This is a genomic window from Agreia sp. PsM10, from assembly GCF_030433855.1.
Lineage (GTDB): Bacteria > Actinomycetota > Actinomycetes > Actinomycetales > Microbacteriaceae > Agreia.
The window spans coordinates 278,091-295,664 of record NZ_JARUXC010000004.1 but is presented as its reverse complement, the minus strand read 5'-3'; the positions used below and the strand labels follow the sequence as shown (position 1 = coordinate 295,664).

14 protein-coding genes are annotated in these 17,574 nt (G+C 62.1%); 8 read left to right on the top strand and 6 right to left on the bottom strand.

Annotated features, from left to right (window positions below):
• Positions 1–2 precede the first annotated feature (2 nt).
• Positions 3–491 (bottom strand): TetR/AcrR family transcriptional regulator, encoded by a 489-nt coding sequence (locus tag QCD70_RS07390; protein ID WP_301214697.1) that lies wholly within the window; start codon positions 489–491, stop codon positions 3–5.
• Between the two features lie 359 nt (positions 492–850).
• Here QCD70_RS07390 and QCD70_RS07385 point away from each other — a divergent pair, with 359 nt between their 5' ends.
• Both QCD70_RS07385 and QCD70_RS07380 read left to right on the top strand, forming a co-directional pair.
• Positions 851–1,597, top strand: coding sequence for an SDR family oxidoreductase (locus tag QCD70_RS07385; RefSeq protein ID WP_301214695.1), 747 nt, complete (start codon positions 851–853; stop codon positions 1,595–1,597).
• 212 nt (positions 1,598–1,809) lie between these two features.
• Positions 1,810–2,940: a PucR family transcriptional regulator gene (locus tag QCD70_RS07380; protein ID WP_301214693.1), complete on the top strand. Its 1,131-nt coding sequence runs from the start codon at positions 1,810–1,812 to the stop codon at positions 2,938–2,940.
• Here the strand turns inward: QCD70_RS07380 and QCD70_RS07375 are convergent.
• On the bottom strand, positions 2,937–3,722 hold the full coding sequence (locus QCD70_RS07375; protein WP_301214691.1) for an HpcH/HpaI aldolase family protein: 786 nt from the start codon (positions 3,720–3,722) through the stop codon (positions 2,937–2,939). The genes QCD70_RS07380 and QCD70_RS07375 overlap by 4 nt on opposite strands.
• 231 nt (positions 3,723–3,953) lie before the next feature.
• Between QCD70_RS07375 and QCD70_RS07370 the strand changes: the two genes are divergently transcribed.
• A complete protein-coding gene (locus tag QCD70_RS07370; protein WP_301214689.1) occupies positions 3,954–5,357 on the top strand; it encodes an MFS transporter in 1,404 nt (467 codons plus the stop codon).
• Between the two features lie 36 nt (positions 5,358–5,393).
• Complete coding sequence (locus QCD70_RS07365; protein WP_301214687.1) at positions 5,394–6,161, top strand: SDR family NAD(P)-dependent oxidoreductase; 768 nt, start codon at positions 5,394–5,396, stop codon at positions 6,159–6,161.
• A gap of 77 nt (positions 6,162–6,238) precedes the next feature.
• Here QCD70_RS07365 and QCD70_RS07360 read toward each other — a convergent pair whose 3' ends face one another.
• Both QCD70_RS07360 and QCD70_RS07355 read right to left on the bottom strand, forming a co-directional pair.
• Complete coding sequence (locus QCD70_RS07360; RefSeq protein ID WP_301214684.1) at positions 6,239–6,721, bottom strand: hypothetical protein; 483 nt, start codon at positions 6,719–6,721, stop codon at positions 6,239–6,241.
• A gap of 160 nt (positions 6,722–6,881) precedes the next feature.
• Positions 6,882–7,859: a cyclase family protein gene (locus QCD70_RS07355; RefSeq protein WP_301214682.1), complete on the bottom strand. Its 978-nt coding sequence runs from the start codon at positions 7,857–7,859 to the stop codon at positions 6,882–6,884.
• A 223-nt stretch (positions 7,860–8,082) separates the two neighbouring features.
• On the opposite strand from QCD70_RS07355, the gene QCD70_RS07350 reads away from it, so the two are divergent.
• From QCD70_RS07350 to QCD70_RS07335, 4 genes are all read left to right on the top strand, one after another.
• A complete protein-coding gene (locus tag QCD70_RS07350) occupies positions 8,083–9,102 on the top strand; it encodes an SDR family NAD(P)-dependent oxidoreductase (protein WP_367316704.1) in 1,020 nt (339 codons plus the stop codon).
• Positions 9,092–9,640 carry a nuclear transport factor 2 family protein gene (locus QCD70_RS07345; RefSeq protein ID WP_301214680.1) on the top strand — a complete coding sequence of 183 codons (549 nt, stop codon included), beginning with the start codon at positions 9,092–9,094 and terminating at the stop codon, positions 9,638–9,640. The genes QCD70_RS07350 and QCD70_RS07345 overlap by 11 nt, the downstream gene beginning before the upstream one ends.
• 203 nt (positions 9,641–9,843) lie before the next feature.
• The gene (locus QCD70_RS07340; RefSeq protein ID WP_301214678.1) at positions 9,844–11,289 is read left to right on the top strand and encodes an MFS transporter; all 1,446 of its coding nucleotides are present in this window, start codon (positions 9,844–9,846) and stop codon (positions 11,287–11,289) included.
• 109 nt (positions 11,290–11,398) lie between these two features.
• On the top strand, positions 11,399–13,885 hold the full coding sequence (locus QCD70_RS07335) for an excinuclease ABC subunit UvrA (RefSeq protein WP_301214676.1): 2,487 nt from the start codon (positions 11,399–11,401) through the stop codon (positions 13,883–13,885).
• Here QCD70_RS07335 and QCD70_RS07330 read toward each other — a convergent pair.
• The gene (locus QCD70_RS07330) at positions 13,872–16,322 is read right to left on the bottom strand and encodes a beta-glucosidase family protein (RefSeq protein WP_441004923.1); all 2,451 of its coding nucleotides are present in this window, start codon (positions 16,320–16,322) and stop codon (positions 13,872–13,874) included. The genes QCD70_RS07335 and QCD70_RS07330 overlap by 14 nt on opposite strands.
• 52 nt (positions 16,323–16,374) lie before the next feature.
• Positions 16,375–17,550 (bottom strand): MFS transporter, encoded by a 1,176-nt coding sequence (locus tag QCD70_RS07325; protein WP_301214672.1) that lies wholly within the window; start codon positions 17,548–17,550, stop codon positions 16,375–16,377.
• Positions 17,551–17,574: the final 24 nt, after the last annotated feature.

Below are 17,574 nucleotides of genomic sequence, written 5' to 3'. Positions count from 1 at the left end.
TCTCAGCGAGCGCCTCCAACGAGGACGGCAGGTAACAGGTTCATGAGGTGATCGATGATCGCCTGTCGGTCGCGCTCGTCCTGCTCAAGCCATCGCAGGGTTGCATACACAGTGCCTGCCGCGACAAAGTCTGCAGTCAAGGCCAACGCTGGCTCCTCCAGGTCAGAATCTTCGACTTCGATCGCGGAACGAACCGCCTCGGTCATCGCGGCGATGAGTCGCTCGACGACAGCCGCTCGCGACGCCATCCGGGTCGTCATCAGGACAACTGTTCGCAGATCCTCGAGCGTGACGATCATCTGGGTCACGCTCTCCCGGGTGATGTCCGCGCTGCTCGTCTCGTGCGCGGTACGGCGCCGTACATCGGCTGGAGACGCGGCCGTGAACGCATCAGCGACGGTCGCGACCGCAAGGTCTTCGAGCGTCGCAAAATGAGAGTAGAAGGTACTTCGCGCCACACCGGCAGTGCGACACACAGCAAGCACGCTCACGGACTCCGACGCGGCCAGGACCGATGACCGATAGGCATCCACAAGCCGATCCCGCGTGTGCTTCGCTCGAACATCTGCTGTTTCGCGAAGCTCGATTCGACGATTCGCTTGTCGCCCGGGCATGATCCTCCTCGTGGAAAGTGTCTATCAGGCGTAGGCTTGCGTTCGCGCTGAGCACGGACCGTCAGGTTCACCATTATTGCGCGGCTCGATCCCGTCACGCTGTCGTGACCGCGAGCCTCCGCAACGTACTCAGGTCAACGACGACCGAACACGATGCGCCATCTCACCTGAGATGGCACCATCTGGTCGTTTCAACGCCCTCCCGGGCGCTGTTCAACCACAAGAAGGAAAACATCATGGCAAGGCTTGAAGGAAAAATCGCGCTGGTCAGCGGCGGATCTCGCGGCATGGGGGCATCGCATGTCAGGGCGATCGTGGCGGAAGGCGGCAAGGTCGTCATTGGCGACCTCCTCGACGACGACGGCGCCGCCCTCGCTGCAGAACTCGGTGAAGCGGCAGTTTATACACACCTCGATGTGACATCGCCCGAGGATTGGAAGAAGGCTGTCGACCTCGCCGTGTCTGCATTCGGCGGGCTGAACGTCCTCGTCAACAATGCGGGAATCGTGAATTTCGGTCAGCTCGGCGACTATACGCGCGACCAGTGGAACCTGATCATGAACATCAACGCGACCGGGCCGTTCCTGGGCATCAGTGCGGCAAAGGATGCGCTCATCGCCTCTGCTCCGTCGTCGATTGTGAACATATCCTCGACGGCCGGGCTGGTCGGCACAGTGGCCATGCACGGGTACGTCGCCTCCAAGTTCGCCGTTCGCGGGTTGACGAAGTCCGTGGCACTCGAACTCGGCGTGCACAACATCAGAGCGAACTCCGTGCATCCCGGGGCCATCCGAACCCCGATGACCGCCGGTCTCGAGCTCGGCGACCACCTCGGCGCCCTGCACCGCGTGGGCGAGCCCGAAGAGGTCTCCAACCTCATCGTCTACCTCGCCAGCGACGAATCCAGCTTCCACACCGGAGCCGAGCTCGTCATCGACGGCGGCCAGACCGCCGGAGAGTCTGCGGCTATCGAACAGTCCTGAGCGATGTCTCGGGAGGCGGAGCAGCTCAGGCCTTCTCCTCCTTTCGAGAGATCCGGCATGGGCGGCCTGGCTCATCGTAGACTGTGGGCGACACTGATCAGCCGGGCCCGCTCACGCCCGTCCGTCCGTGAAGAGTTGAGGACTACACCTTCTACAGCCGTATCCGTCGGAATGCACTCGCGATCGGGCACGGCTTCGAACGGGGAATCGCAATGATGGGATACCAAGAACTTGTTGACGGAATCTATAAGGCGTTTGAAACCCCCGTCACCCTGTCGGATGCTCATGAGCGCCTGATCGCTTTTTCCGCGCAGCCGACCCGCCTGACGGATTCGGTGCGAAGAGAGACTGTGCTTGCTCGAGAGGCAGGCACTGGTTCGCAGCTCGTCAACGTCCTCGCGCACAAGCATGCTGCAATCACTCGCTTCATTCCACCTGCGGGCTCGAACATGCTCGAACGGCTGATCGTGCCCTTGGCTGTGCCGTCAGGAGTCGTCGGATATCTGTACCTCATCGACCCCGATCATCGGGTCGACGATCACGCCTTGGACGGATTTCGGGACGAATTCGACGAAGTAGCGCTTCAACTAGAGCTCGAGCTCTTTTCGCGCCCACAGATCGAGGACTCGGTACGTATTCTGTTGGCGAGCGGCAGTGCCGACAAGCGCCGGCGGGCGGCCACTCACATCGGCAACAAATTCGGTAAGAGATTCGACGGAGATGTCCGAGCCGTCGCTGTCGAGAGGAAGTCCGGCGTATACGTATCCCCGTGGATTCGCGAGCTCGGTTATCGCAATCCGTGGGCGACCGTAGAGCAGTCGGTCATCTTCATCATGCCGAGCGAAGACGACAGCATTGCCGCATTGGAGCGTCGTGGTCGATCGATCGGCGCGGGCCAGAGGGCCGCGGTGGGAAGAAAAGTGGCCCAGCTGACCGATATTTCACGTTCATCCACCGACGCCATCCGCGCCCTTCGCCTGGCGCGCGACCCAGCCTTCCTCCCCGCGACCAACCCGCTCGTATGGGACGAACTCGGGCCGTGGCGCATGCTCCTTGCGATCGACCAGACAGAGGGCGCAGAACTGACCGACGCCCGGGTCGCGCGACTGATCGCGAACCAAGATGAACAGACTTTACGCATGATTCGGATGCACCTTGAACCAGGAAAAGGCAGTGACGACGTTGCGAACGAATTTCATATGCATCGAACGACGCTGTACTCGCGGCTCCGCAAGATTCAGGTCGAATTCAAGCTCGACTGGGAAGATCCAGACGATCGCCTGTCGACGGTTCTTGGCTTGCGGCTCGCAAGCCTCTCAGGTGTGACGGTCGCGGCCGATTAGCCGGCCGCTTGTGCACCACCCAGGATGGATTTCTTGAAATCGGCCAATGCTTCTTCTGCAGCCGCGCGGAGTGTCATGAGGTCGCTGTCGAGAGTTCCGAAGTCGGCCAGATCGTCGAACCCGTATCCCAAGGGTGCTCCTGCGCGGACCCCCTTCGAGCGCGCGGTCGTCGCCACGACTTTCCACAGCTCTACCAGTCGGTCGATGTCTAACGTCATGTCGATCCCCAGATCTTGTGACAGGTCGGCTAGTCCAAAGAAGATGTAGTCGACACCGTCGACCGCGCAAATTTCGGCAATATTCTCAACTCCTTTCATCGTCTCGATCAAGGGAATGATGAGGACGTTGTCGTTCAGTTCGGCGGCGTACTCGCCCCACTGCGCGCCCGAGAAATTGGTGGCTGGCACCACGGGGCACATCCCACGTCCGCCGGCTTTGTACTGGGAGGCGACGACGGCCCGACGGGCACTCTCAGCCGAATCCACCTTCGGGACCATGATTGCTTGCGCGCCTGCGTCCAGCGCCTGCTGGATCATGGCCGCATTGTTCTCCAGCACTCGCACCGCCGACACGAGACCATGAGCTTCGGCCGCCATAAGGTGCGCGCGCATATCGCTGTTGTCCATCACCCCGTGCTCTCGGTCGATCAATACCCAGTCGTAACCGGAGGCGCCGAAGATGCCTGTTGTGGCTGAGTCGGTCGACATGACAAAAACACCTGTCGGTCGTTGCCCGCGAGAGATCAGCTTTTCGAATGTGGATCGTGCTCGACGAGGGGACATCAGTTCATCTTTCCCGTGTTCGATAACCCCACCGGATGCCGGCGAGTCACTGGTTGGCTTGCCCTCACTGCACTGAGAACTTTGGACACGACGAATTTAGGCGCGAAGCACCGCTGCCCGCGCAGACGACCGTCGCGCGCTTTCGTTGAGACGGGCGACTGTCGTAGCGCTGCGAATCCAGGCCGCTCGTTAACGTTGAAGAACAGATGCATCACCGTCAAGGAGGACAAGATGACTGCACAGCTGACCGACCACGAAGCGCGCGCGCTGGATGCGCGCCTCGATAAAGTTCCCGTCACCAGCCGCCACATCCTGTGGATCGTCATTCTTGGCGCTGCCTACTTCATCGAAATTTTCGACAACGTCTCGTTCTCCCTCCTGGCCCCAGCAGTGCGGGCCGAGTTCGAACTGGACATCCCCCAGATAGGCCTCATCATTTCGTCGGTCTTCGTCGGCGCACTGTTCGGCGCGATTCTCGGCGGTCGTCTATCCGACAAGATCGGGCGTAAGCCGATTCTCATCGCCGCCTGCTTGGTGTTCTCTGTTGGATCATTGGTCTCAGCCATCGCACCGACGTGGGAACTGCTGGCTCTTTCGCGCATTGTGACGGGTTTCGGCATGCAGGCTGCCGTCGGCGTTTTGATGGTCGTCGTGAGTGAGATGTTTCCCCGCCTCGCTCGGGGGCGGTTTTTCGCTGTCCTCACGATGATCGGTTTTATGAGCAGCCCCGTGACCGCTGTCATCGCTCTCAACATCGTTCCCCTTGCGCCAGGTGCATGGCGGTGGGTCTTCGTGATCGGCGCGTCAGGGGTCATCGTCGCGGCGCTGATCGCTTGGTTCCTTCCCGAGACAGTGCGGTGGCAGGTGTCGCATGGACGGCTCGACGCTGCATCGCGAACAGTCGAGGCACTTGAGAATCTCGCCGAACGAAAAGGGACGAAGCTGCCCGTGCCCGAGGAGGTGCCCGAACAAGACAGCAACCCTGTTCGCCCTCGCCTGCGTGATCTGTTCCGCGGCGAAGCGCTCAGACGGCTTGTCGTCACATCCGGCACGTTCTTCGCATACCTGTTCTGTCTCTACGGGTTCTACTCATGGGTTCCGACCATCTTGGTGGATCGGGGCATGAGCCAGCCGGCCGCGCTGCAATTCGTGACCATCATGTCGATCGCGCAGATAATCGGACCCCTCATCCTCTACCCGCTGGCAGACAGAATCGAACGCAAGAGCGTCATTCTCGTGGGAACGATCGTGACAGCGGCAGCGCTGTGCGTGTTCGCACTGACAGGTGACCCGGTGGTGACCCTCATTGCTGCGTCCGTGGCGCACCTTGCGTCGACAGGCATGACGACGCCGTTCTACACCTACATTCCCGAAGTGTTCCCGACCGCCCTCCGGGGCATCGGTGTCGGGATGGTGAACGGCGTCGGGCGTGTGGCCGGCGTGCTGTCAGGAGTCGTCGTGGCGGCCGTCTATACCGCATGGGGATTTCAGGTTCTGTACCTCATGCTCGCAGCCCTCTTCGTCTTGACCGGAGCTACTTTGTTCATTTTCGGAGTGCGAACCACCAACCGCTCGCTCGAGGCGATCGCGGCCGACGCTCTTTCTTCTGCAGCAACCACTGAACAATCACACTGAGCCTTCTGGGCATCAAGGAAAGGAACGGAATATCTCATGGGTCGACTCGAGGGAAAGATCGCGATCATCACCGGCGCGGCAAGCGGGATGGGGCTGGCAGGGGCGCAGCTCTTCGCGCGCGAGGGAGCATCGGTGGTCATGACCGACGTGGCCGAGGAAGCACTGAATGCTACTGCAGAGCAGATCACGAAAGAGGGCGGAGAGGTCCTCGCACTCGTGCACGATGTCTCGACTGCTGAATCATGGGCTACGGTCGTCGACCGTGCAGTAACTCACTTTGGTCGGATCGACGTGCTCGTCAACAATGCCGGGATCCACATAAAAAAGGGCATCCTCGAGGCAGAGCTCGACGATTGGAACAGGGTGCTGGCGGTCAACACGACCGGCGTCTGGCTTGGCATGAAGTCTGTCATTCCCCATATGCAGACACAGGGTGGCGGATCCATTGTGAATATCTCTTCGATTGCAGGGATCATCGGAGGAGATGCAGACTCGGGCGGCGCGGCGTACTCAGCGTCCAAAGGCGCCGTGAGGTCGCTGACCAAGCATGCTGCCCAGTGGTTCGCGAAAGACGGGATCCGCGTGAATTCGATTCACCCCGGCGCGGTGTACACCGGGCTCGCGAGAGCCGCTGGACGCACCTGGGACAGCATGTCAGCGTCATTTGCCGACAAGGTCCCCCTCGCGCCGCATGTGGGAGAACCGAACGACATCGGCTACGGAATGGTGTACCTCGCTTCTGATGAGGCGAAGTACATCACGGGCGAAGAGCTCGTGATCGACGGCGGTTGGATCACGCACTGACGTTTCAGTTGTCTGACAGTTAACACGTATGGCCTCTTCGTTCTTCGAACGAAGAGGCCATACGTGTCTTCGATTGTCTATTCCTCGGCTGCTGCACCGATCACGGTGACCATGATTATCGCGTCGTCCTCCCAGGGGTTGGCCCAGGCATGCGATTGTCCACGGATGATGACAATGTCGCCGGTGTCTAGTTCGACGTCTTCCGCGTCGAGTCGGTAGACCACCCGGCCGGACAGCACGGTGTGCACATCGATGGTCGCAGTGGAGTGGAAACCCGGACGTGCGGTGTCGGTGAACTCGAGGACGTCGCCGCCCTCTGTCGCCGCCGTATTCGCGTTCACCGTCCATTTGAAGACGAGAACCTCGCCGGGCAGAACGTTGCCCATGTCGGGCAGGAGATCGGGCGCGTCGACAGGGCCAGGGATCTTCGTGTTCGGAAGAGTGCGCCAGAGATTCAATACACCGCTGGTCGCGATAGAGGTATCTGCGACAAGCTCTTCTCGAGAGCCGACGCGCGACCAGCCCTGAGCGTCATGGGTAGAAATGATGCGATGTGCCACTTTGCACTGCCTTTCAGGTTGCTTTCATTGATCAGGAAAGCTCTATTGCCTCCCATTGGTTGCCCGTCGACTCGACGAAAGTCACGAGTGTGGGGCGTTCGACGTGCGCAAACGCAAGCCAAGTCTGGATAACAGAGGGTGACGCAGTGCCGTTGAGCGACTAGAGCACGGCCACCGGGTTGAGCGGGCTCGAGGTCGCGCCGACAAACCGCCAAGGCAGAGCGGTCAAAAGGAACTCCCACCGATTCTGCTCGGCACACGCGGCCGCAAGCGCAGTCAGATCCAGATTGTCCATCAGCCATATACCCATCGAGACAAGGCAGGCGGTATGGATGGGACGAGCGATATCGAAGTTCTCCCACGGCGATGGTTGAACGTCGTGAGTACCATCAGCACCCATCACTGCGACGTCGCGTTCACGAAGGTATGGCAGGCAGGAGATGTCGAGACCTGCCTGCGCGCCATCCAGAATGCCCCGCGACTCACCTGTGTAGTGCGGCCCGAATTTTTCGAGCGCCGCAGCGTTTCCGGTATGGATCAGAAGCGCATCCCCCGCCCGGACTGTCACGTTCTGCCTGCGTTCAGCGGCGAGCAGATCCTCGGGCAGGATCGCGTATCCACGCTCGACGTGCTCCACCCCGAAGAGGCCCGCAATATCAAGAAGAACACCCCGCGTGATGATGCCATCTGCCGCATCGCTGACCGCAAGATGCGCAGAACCGACTTCGTCGTTCGACTCGGACGCAGGATAACCGTTGTAGAAGCTCCCGTCCCAGTAGTAATGGCCGAGGCCGTCCAGGTGCGCGTTTCCTCCGTGTGGGCTCAGAGTGATCTCCTCACCGACGGCATCCCAGCGCGCGGGAACACCAAAGTGATGCTTCACCTCTCCGACGACCGACTTGCGCTGAACGTTCGTCACACCGGAATGCAACGGATCCGGAACTGTGGGATCGAGGTTGCGAGCGAGCGAGACAGTGCGCCCGGTCCGCACAGCCGCCATGGCTTGCATTCGAATTTCGGGAGTCACCAGATTCAAGGCGCCGAGTCGGTCCTGGTCTCCCCATCGTCCCCAATTCGATAGAGATACCAGGTAGCTCTCTAACTCACGGATGGCGTCTGCTTCGCTGCGGTCGACCATGTGTGCCTCAATTCTTTGAACTCATGTCGCCTCGGGTGCATGGCGCTCACGGATGATCTGTTGGTCTGAATGTAGGGCCTGGGCGGTGAACACCTGTAGCCCATAATCGAATGAGCAGGCTACGTCAGTGCTCTCCCTCCTCCGGTCAGCTCCGATAGCTTCAGACGACGGTTGGCTGGACGCTTCGGCGCCCTGCGGACAGCAACGACCCAATGGAGGAGTCATGATGAGTACCGGCCGAGTACGCTACGACGGGCGGGCCATTCTCGTTACAGGCGCGGGACGAGGAATGGGACGGACACACGCTCTGGCTTTGGCCGATCGTGGTGCCCAGGTTCTGGTCGCCGACCGCGGCGTAACAATGAACGGGACCGGGTCCGACGAGGGCCCAGCAAACGATGTGGTGGCAGAGATCGTCGCCGCGGGAGGTACAGCCGTCGCGTATCACGGCGACCTGTCGACCAGCGAGGGTGCCATCGGGGCCGTCGAGGCAGCCATCGCTGCATTCGGTCGAATCGATGGCATCATTCACAACGCCAGCACCTCGCCCGACGCCGTGCCGCTCTACGAGATGCCCGAGGAACTCTTTGACCGCACTGCCAGAGTGAACATCTACGCTGCGTTCCTGATGGTCAAAGCCGCATGGCCGCGTTTCATCGAACAGAATTTCGGACGCATCGTCGTGGTCTCGTCACACAGCATCTATGGCACACCGCAATCCGTGTCCTACGCTACGGCGAAGGCCGCGTATATCGGCTTAGTCAACTCGCTCTCCCTCGAAGGCGTCGAACATAACATCCTCGTAAACGGGATCGCGCCCACCGCCCGCACGCGAATGACCGAGCGGATGCAGGCCTCGGACTACACGGACTGGCTCTTCGAGACGATGCTGCCCGAACGTGTCACACCCACGGTCGCTTATCTGGTCAGCGAGGCCGCCTCGGTCAACGGACAGTTTTTCTCCGTCGGAGGAGGACGCGTGGCTCGGATCACCCTCGCTGAGTCTCACGGTGTTCTCGGAATGGGAGAAGACATCGACGCCGTTCACGATCTGCTCCCATCCGTTATGGATGACCAGGACTGGCTCTTCCCGACATCCATTTTCGAAAGAGGGTTGATCGTCGGCCAGCTCATGGGATGGGAGCCGTCAGACACCGGGGGGAATCCCTATGAGGTCTCCAATGAGCCCGAATCACCCGAGCTATCGGTCGCAGATGCGAAGGGAGGCAATCATGACCGATGAGTTTTCTCTCGCGCGCGTGCAGGATCGCCTAGAAATCCAGCACCGGATCCAACAATTCGCGCATGCGATCGATCGACTGGAACTCGAGCTCCTGCACGAGGCATTTCACGATGACGCCTACCATGACCACGGTGTATACAAGGGAGATATAGACGGCTTCATCGAGTTCACCCGCAACCGGCACGAGAACGTTCCATACTCGAACCACCAGCTCGGCAACATCATGATCGAGTTCTCTGGACAAGACGACGCGTTCGTCGAGACCTACGTCATGGTGTGGCAGAGCGTCACGCCGCAGTCGGGAATGTTCGCTGGCGGCGGTGATAGCGCCTTCGAAATACTGTCCTCCGGCCGATACGTCGACCACTTCCGTCGTAAGAACGGGCGCTGGGCGATCCAGACCCGTGCCGTCGTTCCAGGGTCGGCGATGAAAATCACCGAACTGGCACCGCGGCTGCAGGAGGGGTTCGCGCAGGTCACGCGAGACGAGCACGACCCCGCCCTTCGCCTCCTCAAACACCTTGGGCTGCGTTCGTAAGCAGGGCTGTCCGGACACTCACGTGCGCGTCGCCAACCAGATCAGCTAGTATCGCTGGTACCTGAGGAAGTGATCCGCAGAGGGGCGATCTACTCGTGTGGGTTTTGTGCCTGCCGCTCACCGGTCCTTCGGTCGTTACCACGTGTGCCCTCGCGAAGAAGTTCGCGCTGCACGTGTCGTATCGTCTCGAAAGGACAATCTTCATGAGCAGTTCAATGTCTACTGCGCCGACGAACGCGGATGCTTCGCCACAACCCGAAAAATCTGCCAGACTCGGGGCGACGATGGGCCTGGCAGTCCTGGGTGTTTTTGTCACCTATGTTCCGATCACCGGAGTTGCGGCGTCGCTCAGCACGATCAGTGGCGCTACGGGCGCGAGCACATCCGATCTTCAGTGGATCTCGGACGCGTATGTCATCCCTATGGCAGCGGCCGTGCTGTCCGCGGGAGTTTTCGGCGACATCCACGGCCGCCGTCGGGTCTACTCGCTGGGCATGTTACTCACCGTCGTCGGAGCGATGATCTCAGGCTTGTCGAGTGTGACGGGGGACTCGGCGATCTACGTCTTATGGGGTGGTCAGGCCGTTTCCGGACTCGGAGCAGGGCTGCTCCTGCCGACCACCCTTGCATTGATCGCCTACGCCGTTCCCGATCCCCACGAGCGTGGAAAATACGTGGGAATGTGGGCGACGGGCATGGCGGTCGGACTCGCCGTCGGCCCCCTCGTATCAAGCGCGATCCTCTCCTTTGCAGGCTGGGGTTGGATCTTTGCTCCGAGTATCGTCCTCTCTCTCAGCGCGGGCATCCTTGCCTACTTCACTCTTCCGGAGTCGAAGAACGCAGCTGGCCGCCACCTTGACTGGCCTGGTCAGATCACCGCGACCATCGCGATCGCATCGTCGATTTTCGGCGTGATCGAGGGTGGGTCGAAAGGCTGGGACTCGATCGAATCCATCAGTGGTCTCGGCATTGGTGCCGTTGCCTTCGTTGCATTCATCGTCGTCGAATCACGCTCGACAGCGCCGCTGATGGACCTCAGGTTGTACCGGTCTGCAGCATTCACCGCGGCCGGCTTCTCCGCGCTCGTGGCCCTGTTTTCGGTGGTGGGAACGATGTTCCTTCTCAGTGTGTTCTTTGGCTCGGTGCTGCACCTCGATATTCTCGACATCGGCATTCGTCTGCTCTTCGTGACCGGGGTGACGGCTGTCGCCAACCCGTTGGTTGCGCGCCTGATGACAAAGGTCAAGCCGCTCCATATTCTTGTGTCCGGTCTAGCGCTCTGCGCTGTTGCGCTCTTCCTCCTTACGGGATTCGACACCACGACGAGTTTCGGGGACTTGGTCTGGAGGCTTGCCATATTTGGTCTTTCTCTATCGCTGATGCTGACACCGGTCTCCGTCGTCGCGATCAACTCGGTGCCGTGGCAGCAGGCGGGGATGGCATCGGCCGCCAACACCGCTTTGCGGCAGTATGGCGGTGCGCTCGGTCCGGCTGTTCTCGGCGCTATCTTCATCAGCCAGCTCAACGACGGCATGACGGCGTCCGACGCGCTCCATACCGCGCTGATAACGAACATGGTGTTGCTGGCAATAGCAGCAATTGTCTGCGTGATTGCGGTGGTCGTGCAACGAGCCTCATCAGCGAAGTAGGCGCGTGCCCACGTTGATCCAGAGTGCGACGAACGAAGAAGGTGTCATGTCCAGTGATACGAGCCCCTCGGCAGTCCGTGACTACGGAACCCCTCGAGTACCGCCACCGTTGGCCATCGAAGCGCGAGGCATCCGCCACAACAATCTCGTCGACCTCGACGTGGATCTTCCGCTGAACCGCGTCGTGGTGATCACCGGAGTCTCCGGATCGGGCAAGAGCTCGCTCGCCATGGGCACCCTGTTCGCCGAGGGACGACAGCGATTCCTCGAAGGGCTGTCGACATTCAGCAGGCGCAGAATAAGCCAGGCACAGAGGCCAGACGTCGACCTCATCGCTCACCTTCCTGCGGCGTTGGCTCTGCGGCAACGCCCACCGGTGCCGGGCCCCCGCAGCACCGTGGGCACGATGAGTTCGGTGTTCAATGCGCTGCGGCTGTCGATGTCGAGGCTCGGCTCCCACCAGTGCCCGAACGGACACACGGTGGCGGCCGGGGTGCACAACTTCTCAGAAGAGATGGATTGCCCGACGTGCGGCGTGCGATTCATGGTCCCGGGCGCCGAATCGTTCGCGTTCAACTCGGAAGGAGCATGCCCCCAGTGCGCCGGGGTCGGTGAACGGTTCGAGGTCAAGGTCGACCGTCTGATCCCCGATCCCTCTCTCACGATCGAGGGAGGTGCCGTGCTTCCGTGGAACGTCGGCGGCATGCGGCTGTCGCGCTTCGCGGTGGCACAGCTGGGCGTGCGCACCGATGTGCCGTGGAGTGAGCTGACCGCCCAGGAACGCGACATCGTCTTCCATGGGGAGCCAGTCGTGCGTCGCGTGCAGGTGGCCGAGCGCGCCGGCAAGCCAGTCAATCTGAACGTCAACTACGAGAACGCCATCGCCGCCGTCGAACGGCAGGCGCGATCCGACAACGCGGGCACCCGAAAGCGACAGGAGCAGTTCCTGGACTGGGACACCTGCAGCCTCTGCCACGGCAGTCGCCTGAGGCCCGAGGCGCTCACGAGCACCCTCGACGGCATGAATCTGGCCGACATCAACGCCTTCACCCTGGAAGCCCTCGGACAGTTCGTGCGTCGGATCTCACCGAATGCGCCGGCAGAACTTCGCAAACCGGCCGATACCCTGGCGCGCGAGACCCTGAACCTGATCGACCCCCTCGTGCAGCTCGGCCTCGGCTACCTCAGCCTCGACCGGGCCGGCTCCACCCTGTCGACCGGTGAACGACAGCGGCTCGAACTGACATCGACGGTGCAGGCCAACACAACAGGCATGCTCTACGTTCTCGACGAGCCATCGGTCGGGCTGCACCCGAGCAACGTCGTCGGCCTCATCGCCACAATCCGCTCGCTGGTCGACGGCGGCAACTCCGTCGTGATGGTCGAGCACGACGTGGATGTCATCACGGAGGCCGACTGGATCGTCGAGCTCGGTCCCGGGGCCGGCTCGGGCGGCGGACGGATCATCGCGCAAGGCACCCCCGAGCAGGTTCGCTCCGATGCGGCATCCATCATCGGACCGTTCCTGTCGGGAGGCGCTGCTGTCGAGCGAACGCGCAGACCCATCGACGGGGAGCAGGTCGCCATGCACGTGGCCGACCTCCACAATCTCCACGACGTCTCCCTGCAGTTTCCAACCGGTGCACTCACCGCCGTGGCCGGGCCCTCGGGCGCCGGAAAGACGGCGCTGATCCTCGAGAGCCTGATCCCCGGCATTAAAGCAGCGCTCGACGGGGTGAAACCGCCCGCGCATATCACCCACCTCGAGACCCCCGGCATCCGGGCGCTCGCCGAGATCGACGCGACCCCGATCGGCTCGAACTCGCGCTCGACCCCCGCCACGTATTCCGGCGTCCACGACGCCATCCGTGCCGTGTTTGCGGCAGCGCCCCTGTCGAAGGAGCGAGGGTGGGGGGCCACCCAGTTCTCGTACAACACCAAGCAGGGCCAGTGCCCCGTCTGCACCGGTCTGGGCTACCTCGATTTCGATGCCCAGTACCTGCCCGACATCCGGGAAACCTGCCCCGAGTGCCACGGCACGCGATACGCGCACGAGGTCCTCGAGGTCACGGTCGACGGCCTCACGATCGCCGACGTTCTCAGCCTCACAGTTCACGACGCGCTCGATCGCCTGGCCACGTGGCCCGGCGTCGAACGCCCTCTTCGCCCGATCGACGATGTCGGACTCGGCTACCTGCGCCTCGGCGAGGCGACGCCGTCCCTGTCGGGCGGTGAAGCGCAACGACTGAGGATCGCCACTCGTCTGCGTACGAGCCAGAAAGGCGTGCTCTATGTCTTCGACGAGCCGTCGACCGGACTTCATCCGCTCGACGTCAGGACGCTCGTCTCGGTGTTCGACCGCTTGATCGATGACGGAGCGACCGTCGTGGTGATCGACCACGACCTCGATGTGCTCGCCGCCGCCGACTATCTCATCGACATGGGGCCGGTCGGCGGGCCGGAGGGCGGACAGATCGTCGCGCAGGGTCGCCCTGACGACGTGGCTCGCGATCCGATGAGCACGACCGGGCGGTTCCTGCTCGCGCACCTCGCGCGCAGCGGGGACGTGCCGATCACGGGAATCACCGAGTCGTAGTCGAATGCAACGGGGTGGATGTCACGGACGTACCCACGTGGACGTCGAATTCGCCCGGTTCGGTTTTCCAGCCGCCATCCCAGTGCTCGAATGCTCGTGAAGCGATCCGAATTCTCACCCGAGCAACACCACCGGCCTCAAGGTAAACGGGTTCGAATCCGGCAAGCCAACGCACGGGTCGATCGATCTCGGTTGTGGAACGGCTGAAGTACACCTGCACCACCTCTTTGCCCGCTCTGTCCCCGGTGTTGGTCACGGTCACAAGAACGTCGATGGCATCGTCGTCAGCCGATGCCAGTTCCAGTGCATCGAGGGTGAACGTCGTGTAGGTGAGTCCGAAACCGAATTCATAGGCCGGGTCGGCTTCTGCGCGGAGCCACGCGCGGTAGCCGATGTGAATGCCCTCGTCGTAGACAACCTTTCCGTCGACCGGTGTGACCGAGGTCACGGGAACGGAGGCCTCAGTCGCCGGCCACGTCGTCGGCAGGCGGCCACCCGGCTCCGTGACACCGAACAGCATGTCGGCGAGTGCGGCTCCGTACTCCTGCCCGCCGAAGTACGTCAAGAGGACGCTCGGCACTTCATGGCGCCACGGCAGGAGCACAGGGGCGCCGGCGTTGACGACGACGACCGTGCGGGGATTGACCGCGGCGACGGCACGCACGAGGTCGTCTTGGAGGCCAGGCAGCGCCAAGGTGTTCCGGTCGAATCCCTCGGACTCCACCTGTGCATTCGTGCCGACGACGACGATCGCCACATCCGCCGCCTCCGCTGCGTGGATCGCTTGCATCATGAGTTGCTGAGAAACAGACTCGTCGGCCTCGATGCCGACGGTGATTCCGAAGGCACCGGCGAGAGCGCCCTCGTGGGCAATCAGATCGAAGGCGACCATGAGGTCGATGGGCTCCCCCGCCTGCACCGTGACCGAAGCGGAAATCGACGGCGGCGAGAGGACGCTCGCCCCGAGATCCATCCCCACGGGTGCGGCGCCGTCTTCTCGAATCAGCTGTCCGTCGGCGTAGATACGGCCGCGACCGGCCGCGCCGAACCCGAAGAGCACGTCGCCGGAGACTCGCGGGGTCCAGCGTACGGAGATCTCGATTACCGCTGCGGTCGCTGTCGGGGCGTCGCCGCCGAAGTACATCAACGTCGTCGAGAAGCGGTCCTCGGCGAAGATTTCGCGCCCTTCACCGTCGAGGAAGCGGACCAGGGCACCATTCTGGCCCGTCCGGGGGTTGACGATCTCGGCGAGCGCGAACTCCGCGATTCCCTTCTGCACCACAGCGCCTCTGGCATAGGTCACGGAGACCCCAGCGGGGAGGGCTTCACGGATTCCATCGAGAGGCGAGATGACATGCGTCGGTATCACGGTGGCACTCCCTCCCCCTTGCGTACGCGCGTTCTCCGCGTTGTGACCGATGATGGCCACCGACCGGATTGCTTCGGGGTCGAGCGGCAACAGCGCGCCCTCGTTGCGAAGAAGCACACTCCCCGCCGACGCCGCGGTGCGTGCGAAAGCTTCTCCATCTTCGATTCGAGCCACGCCCCTCTCTGTCGGTTCGAATCCTTCGAGGGCGCCGACGCGAGCCGCGAGTCGCAAGATCCGCACGACCTTCCGGTCGATATCCGACTCCAGCACGCGCCCGTTCCTGACAGCGTCGACCAGCGCGGGGCCCCATGCTCCCACCGGTCCTGGCATCTCGAGATCCTGAGAGGCGGATGCGGCGTCAACGCTGCGAACACCGGTCCAGTCGCTGACGACGACACCGTCGAAGCCCCACTCGGAATTCAGGGGCGTCTCGAGCAGGTCGTTCTCGGTGGAGGTCGTGCCGTTGATCGAATTGTACGAACTCATCACCACCCATGCGTGCGCCTCGGTGATCGACTTCTCGAACGCAGCGAGGTACAGCTCCCTCAGTGCCCGCTCCGAGACGACGCTGTCTGCCGTGTAGCGGTCGGTTTCGAATTCATTCGCCACATAGTGCTTGGGCGTTGCTCCGACGCCGTTGCCCTGGACTCCTTCCACGTAGGCCGCAGCGAGATCACCCGTGAGAAGCGGATCTTCGCTGAAGGCCTCGAAGTGGCGCCCCCCATAAGGAGAGCGATGCAGGTTTATGGTGGGGCCGAGCACCACATCGACACCTTTTCGTCGCGCCTCGACGGCCGATGCGGCACCGTAACGCGCAGCGATGTCGCGGTCCCACGATGACGACAACGCTGTTCCGGAGGGCAGATTCAGAGATGGTGAACGCTCGTCCCACACCTCTCCTCGAACTCCGCTGGGACCGTCGGACACGAGTATCCGACGGAGACCGATGCTCTCGATCGGCCACGTCGTCCAAAAGTCGCGGCCCGTAATGAGCTGCACCTTCTCTTCGAGGCTGAGACGACCGGTCAGGTCGATGAGTCGGTCGGTTTCGTTGGCGTGGTTGTGCACGGTTTCTCCTTGGATCGTCATGGGAAGGCAGCGGGTGAAGCGACGATGCGTGCTAGCGCACGCTCTTCACCCGGAAGGCCGCCAACGCGCCGAAGATGCCCAGCACGGCCCCGCTGATGAACAGCCCGGGGTAGCCGGCGACGGCGACGATCCCTCCGGCCGCTGTAGGGACAAGCGACTGGGGAAGCGCCTGAGCGATGTTCACGACACCAAGATCTTTGCCGTTGTCGGAATCGTTCGGCAACACGTCGGTGATGAGGGCGAGGTCGACGGCATAGAACGAACCGATGCCGGCTCCGATGACGAGTTCGGCGGCGTAGACGACCGCAAGGCTCGGCGCCAGTGCCAGCACGATCAAGCCGATCACGACGATGAAGGCAGCCACTGAGACGAAGATCTTGCGTCGACCCAGCCGGTCGCTCAGCCAGCCCGCGACGAAGGTCGTCGAAACGACTCCGATGACGTTGAAGAGTGTGGCGAAAAAGACGGCGTTGGCCACGTCGGATTCTGCGACGCCGAGATCATCGATCAGATACAGCGCCAAGTAGTTGGTCGCCGTGACCGCGGCTGCTGTGAGGAGGAAGCGCATGAGCCATGCCCAGCCGAAATCGGGATTCTTTCGAGGGTTGAACGCGAAAGACCCGAAGAACTCTCGGACTCCGAAGCTCACTGAAGGACGCTCGGTGAGCACACGGTCTGTGAACACCAGCGCGAAGACGATGACGACGGCGACCCCGATGGCAGCCGGAACAAGGACCTGCTGTGTGGTGGTGGTGAACAGCTGCACGATAAAAGTGCCGACGACCAGAGATCCGTTCTGAGCAACCCCGATACCAGCCGCTACCCGACCGCGGAATCGGGGACGGACGGAGTCGGCCAAGATGGCGATGAGCGCGGCAATGGCCGCGTTGAAGAAGGCCTGCACGAGCATCCACGAGAGCACCAGCATCAGTACCGTCGTCGCCTGGGTGAGCAGCACGAGAGCACCGTAGCCGAGTACGACACCCCCGATGATCCAGGGCCGCCTCATACCGAACCGCCCGGGTGTGCGGTCAGACAGACGCCCCGCCAGTGGATTGACCAGCAGGGCCACCAAGGCACCGAGACCCAGCACGAGGCTGAGCGTGCCAGCCGCATTGTCGGGGTCGATCTCGTTCACCTTGAGCGCAAGGGAGACGATGATCGGCGGGAGAAGCGCGACGAAGAGACCGAGCACGGCGATCGGCATTCCGATCTCTGAACGCAGGCTCCC

Excerpts from the sequence above, each read along its gene's own strand:
- QCD70_RS07385 (WP_301214695.1), top strand. The coding sequence starts at position 851 with ATGGCAAGGCTTGAAGGAAAAATCGCGCTGGTCAGCGGCGGATCTCGC.
- QCD70_RS07380 (WP_301214693.1), top strand. The coding sequence starts at position 1,810 with ATGATGGGATACCAAGAACTTGTTGACGGAATCTATAAGGCGTTTGAA.
- QCD70_RS07375 (WP_301214691.1), bottom strand. The coding sequence starts at position 3,722 with ATGTCCCCTCGTCGAGCACGATCCACATTCGAAAAGCTGATCTCTCGC.
- QCD70_RS07370 (WP_301214689.1), top strand. The coding sequence starts at position 3,954 with ATGACTGCACAGCTGACCGACCACGAAGCGCGCGCGCTGGATGCGCGC.
- QCD70_RS07365 (WP_301214687.1), top strand. The coding sequence starts at position 5,394 with ATGGGTCGACTCGAGGGAAAGATCGCGATCATCACCGGCGCGGCAAGC.
- QCD70_RS07355 (WP_301214682.1), bottom strand. The coding sequence starts at position 7,859 with ATGGTCGACCGCAGCGAAGCAGACGCCATCCGTGAGTTAGAGAGCTAC.
- QCD70_RS07350 (WP_367316704.1), top strand. The coding sequence starts at position 8,083 with ATGATGAGTACCGGCCGAGTACGCTACGACGGGCGGGCCATTCTCGTT.
- QCD70_RS07345 (WP_301214680.1), top strand. The coding sequence starts at position 9,092 with ATGACCGATGAGTTTTCTCTCGCGCGCGTGCAGGATCGCCTAGAAATC.
- QCD70_RS07340 (WP_301214678.1), top strand. The coding sequence starts at position 9,844 with ATGAGCAGTTCAATGTCTACTGCGCCGACGAACGCGGATGCTTCGCCA.
- QCD70_RS07325 (WP_301214672.1), bottom strand. The coding sequence starts at position 17,550 with ATGCCGATCGCCGTGCTCGGTCTCTTCGTCGCGCTTCTCCCGCCGATC.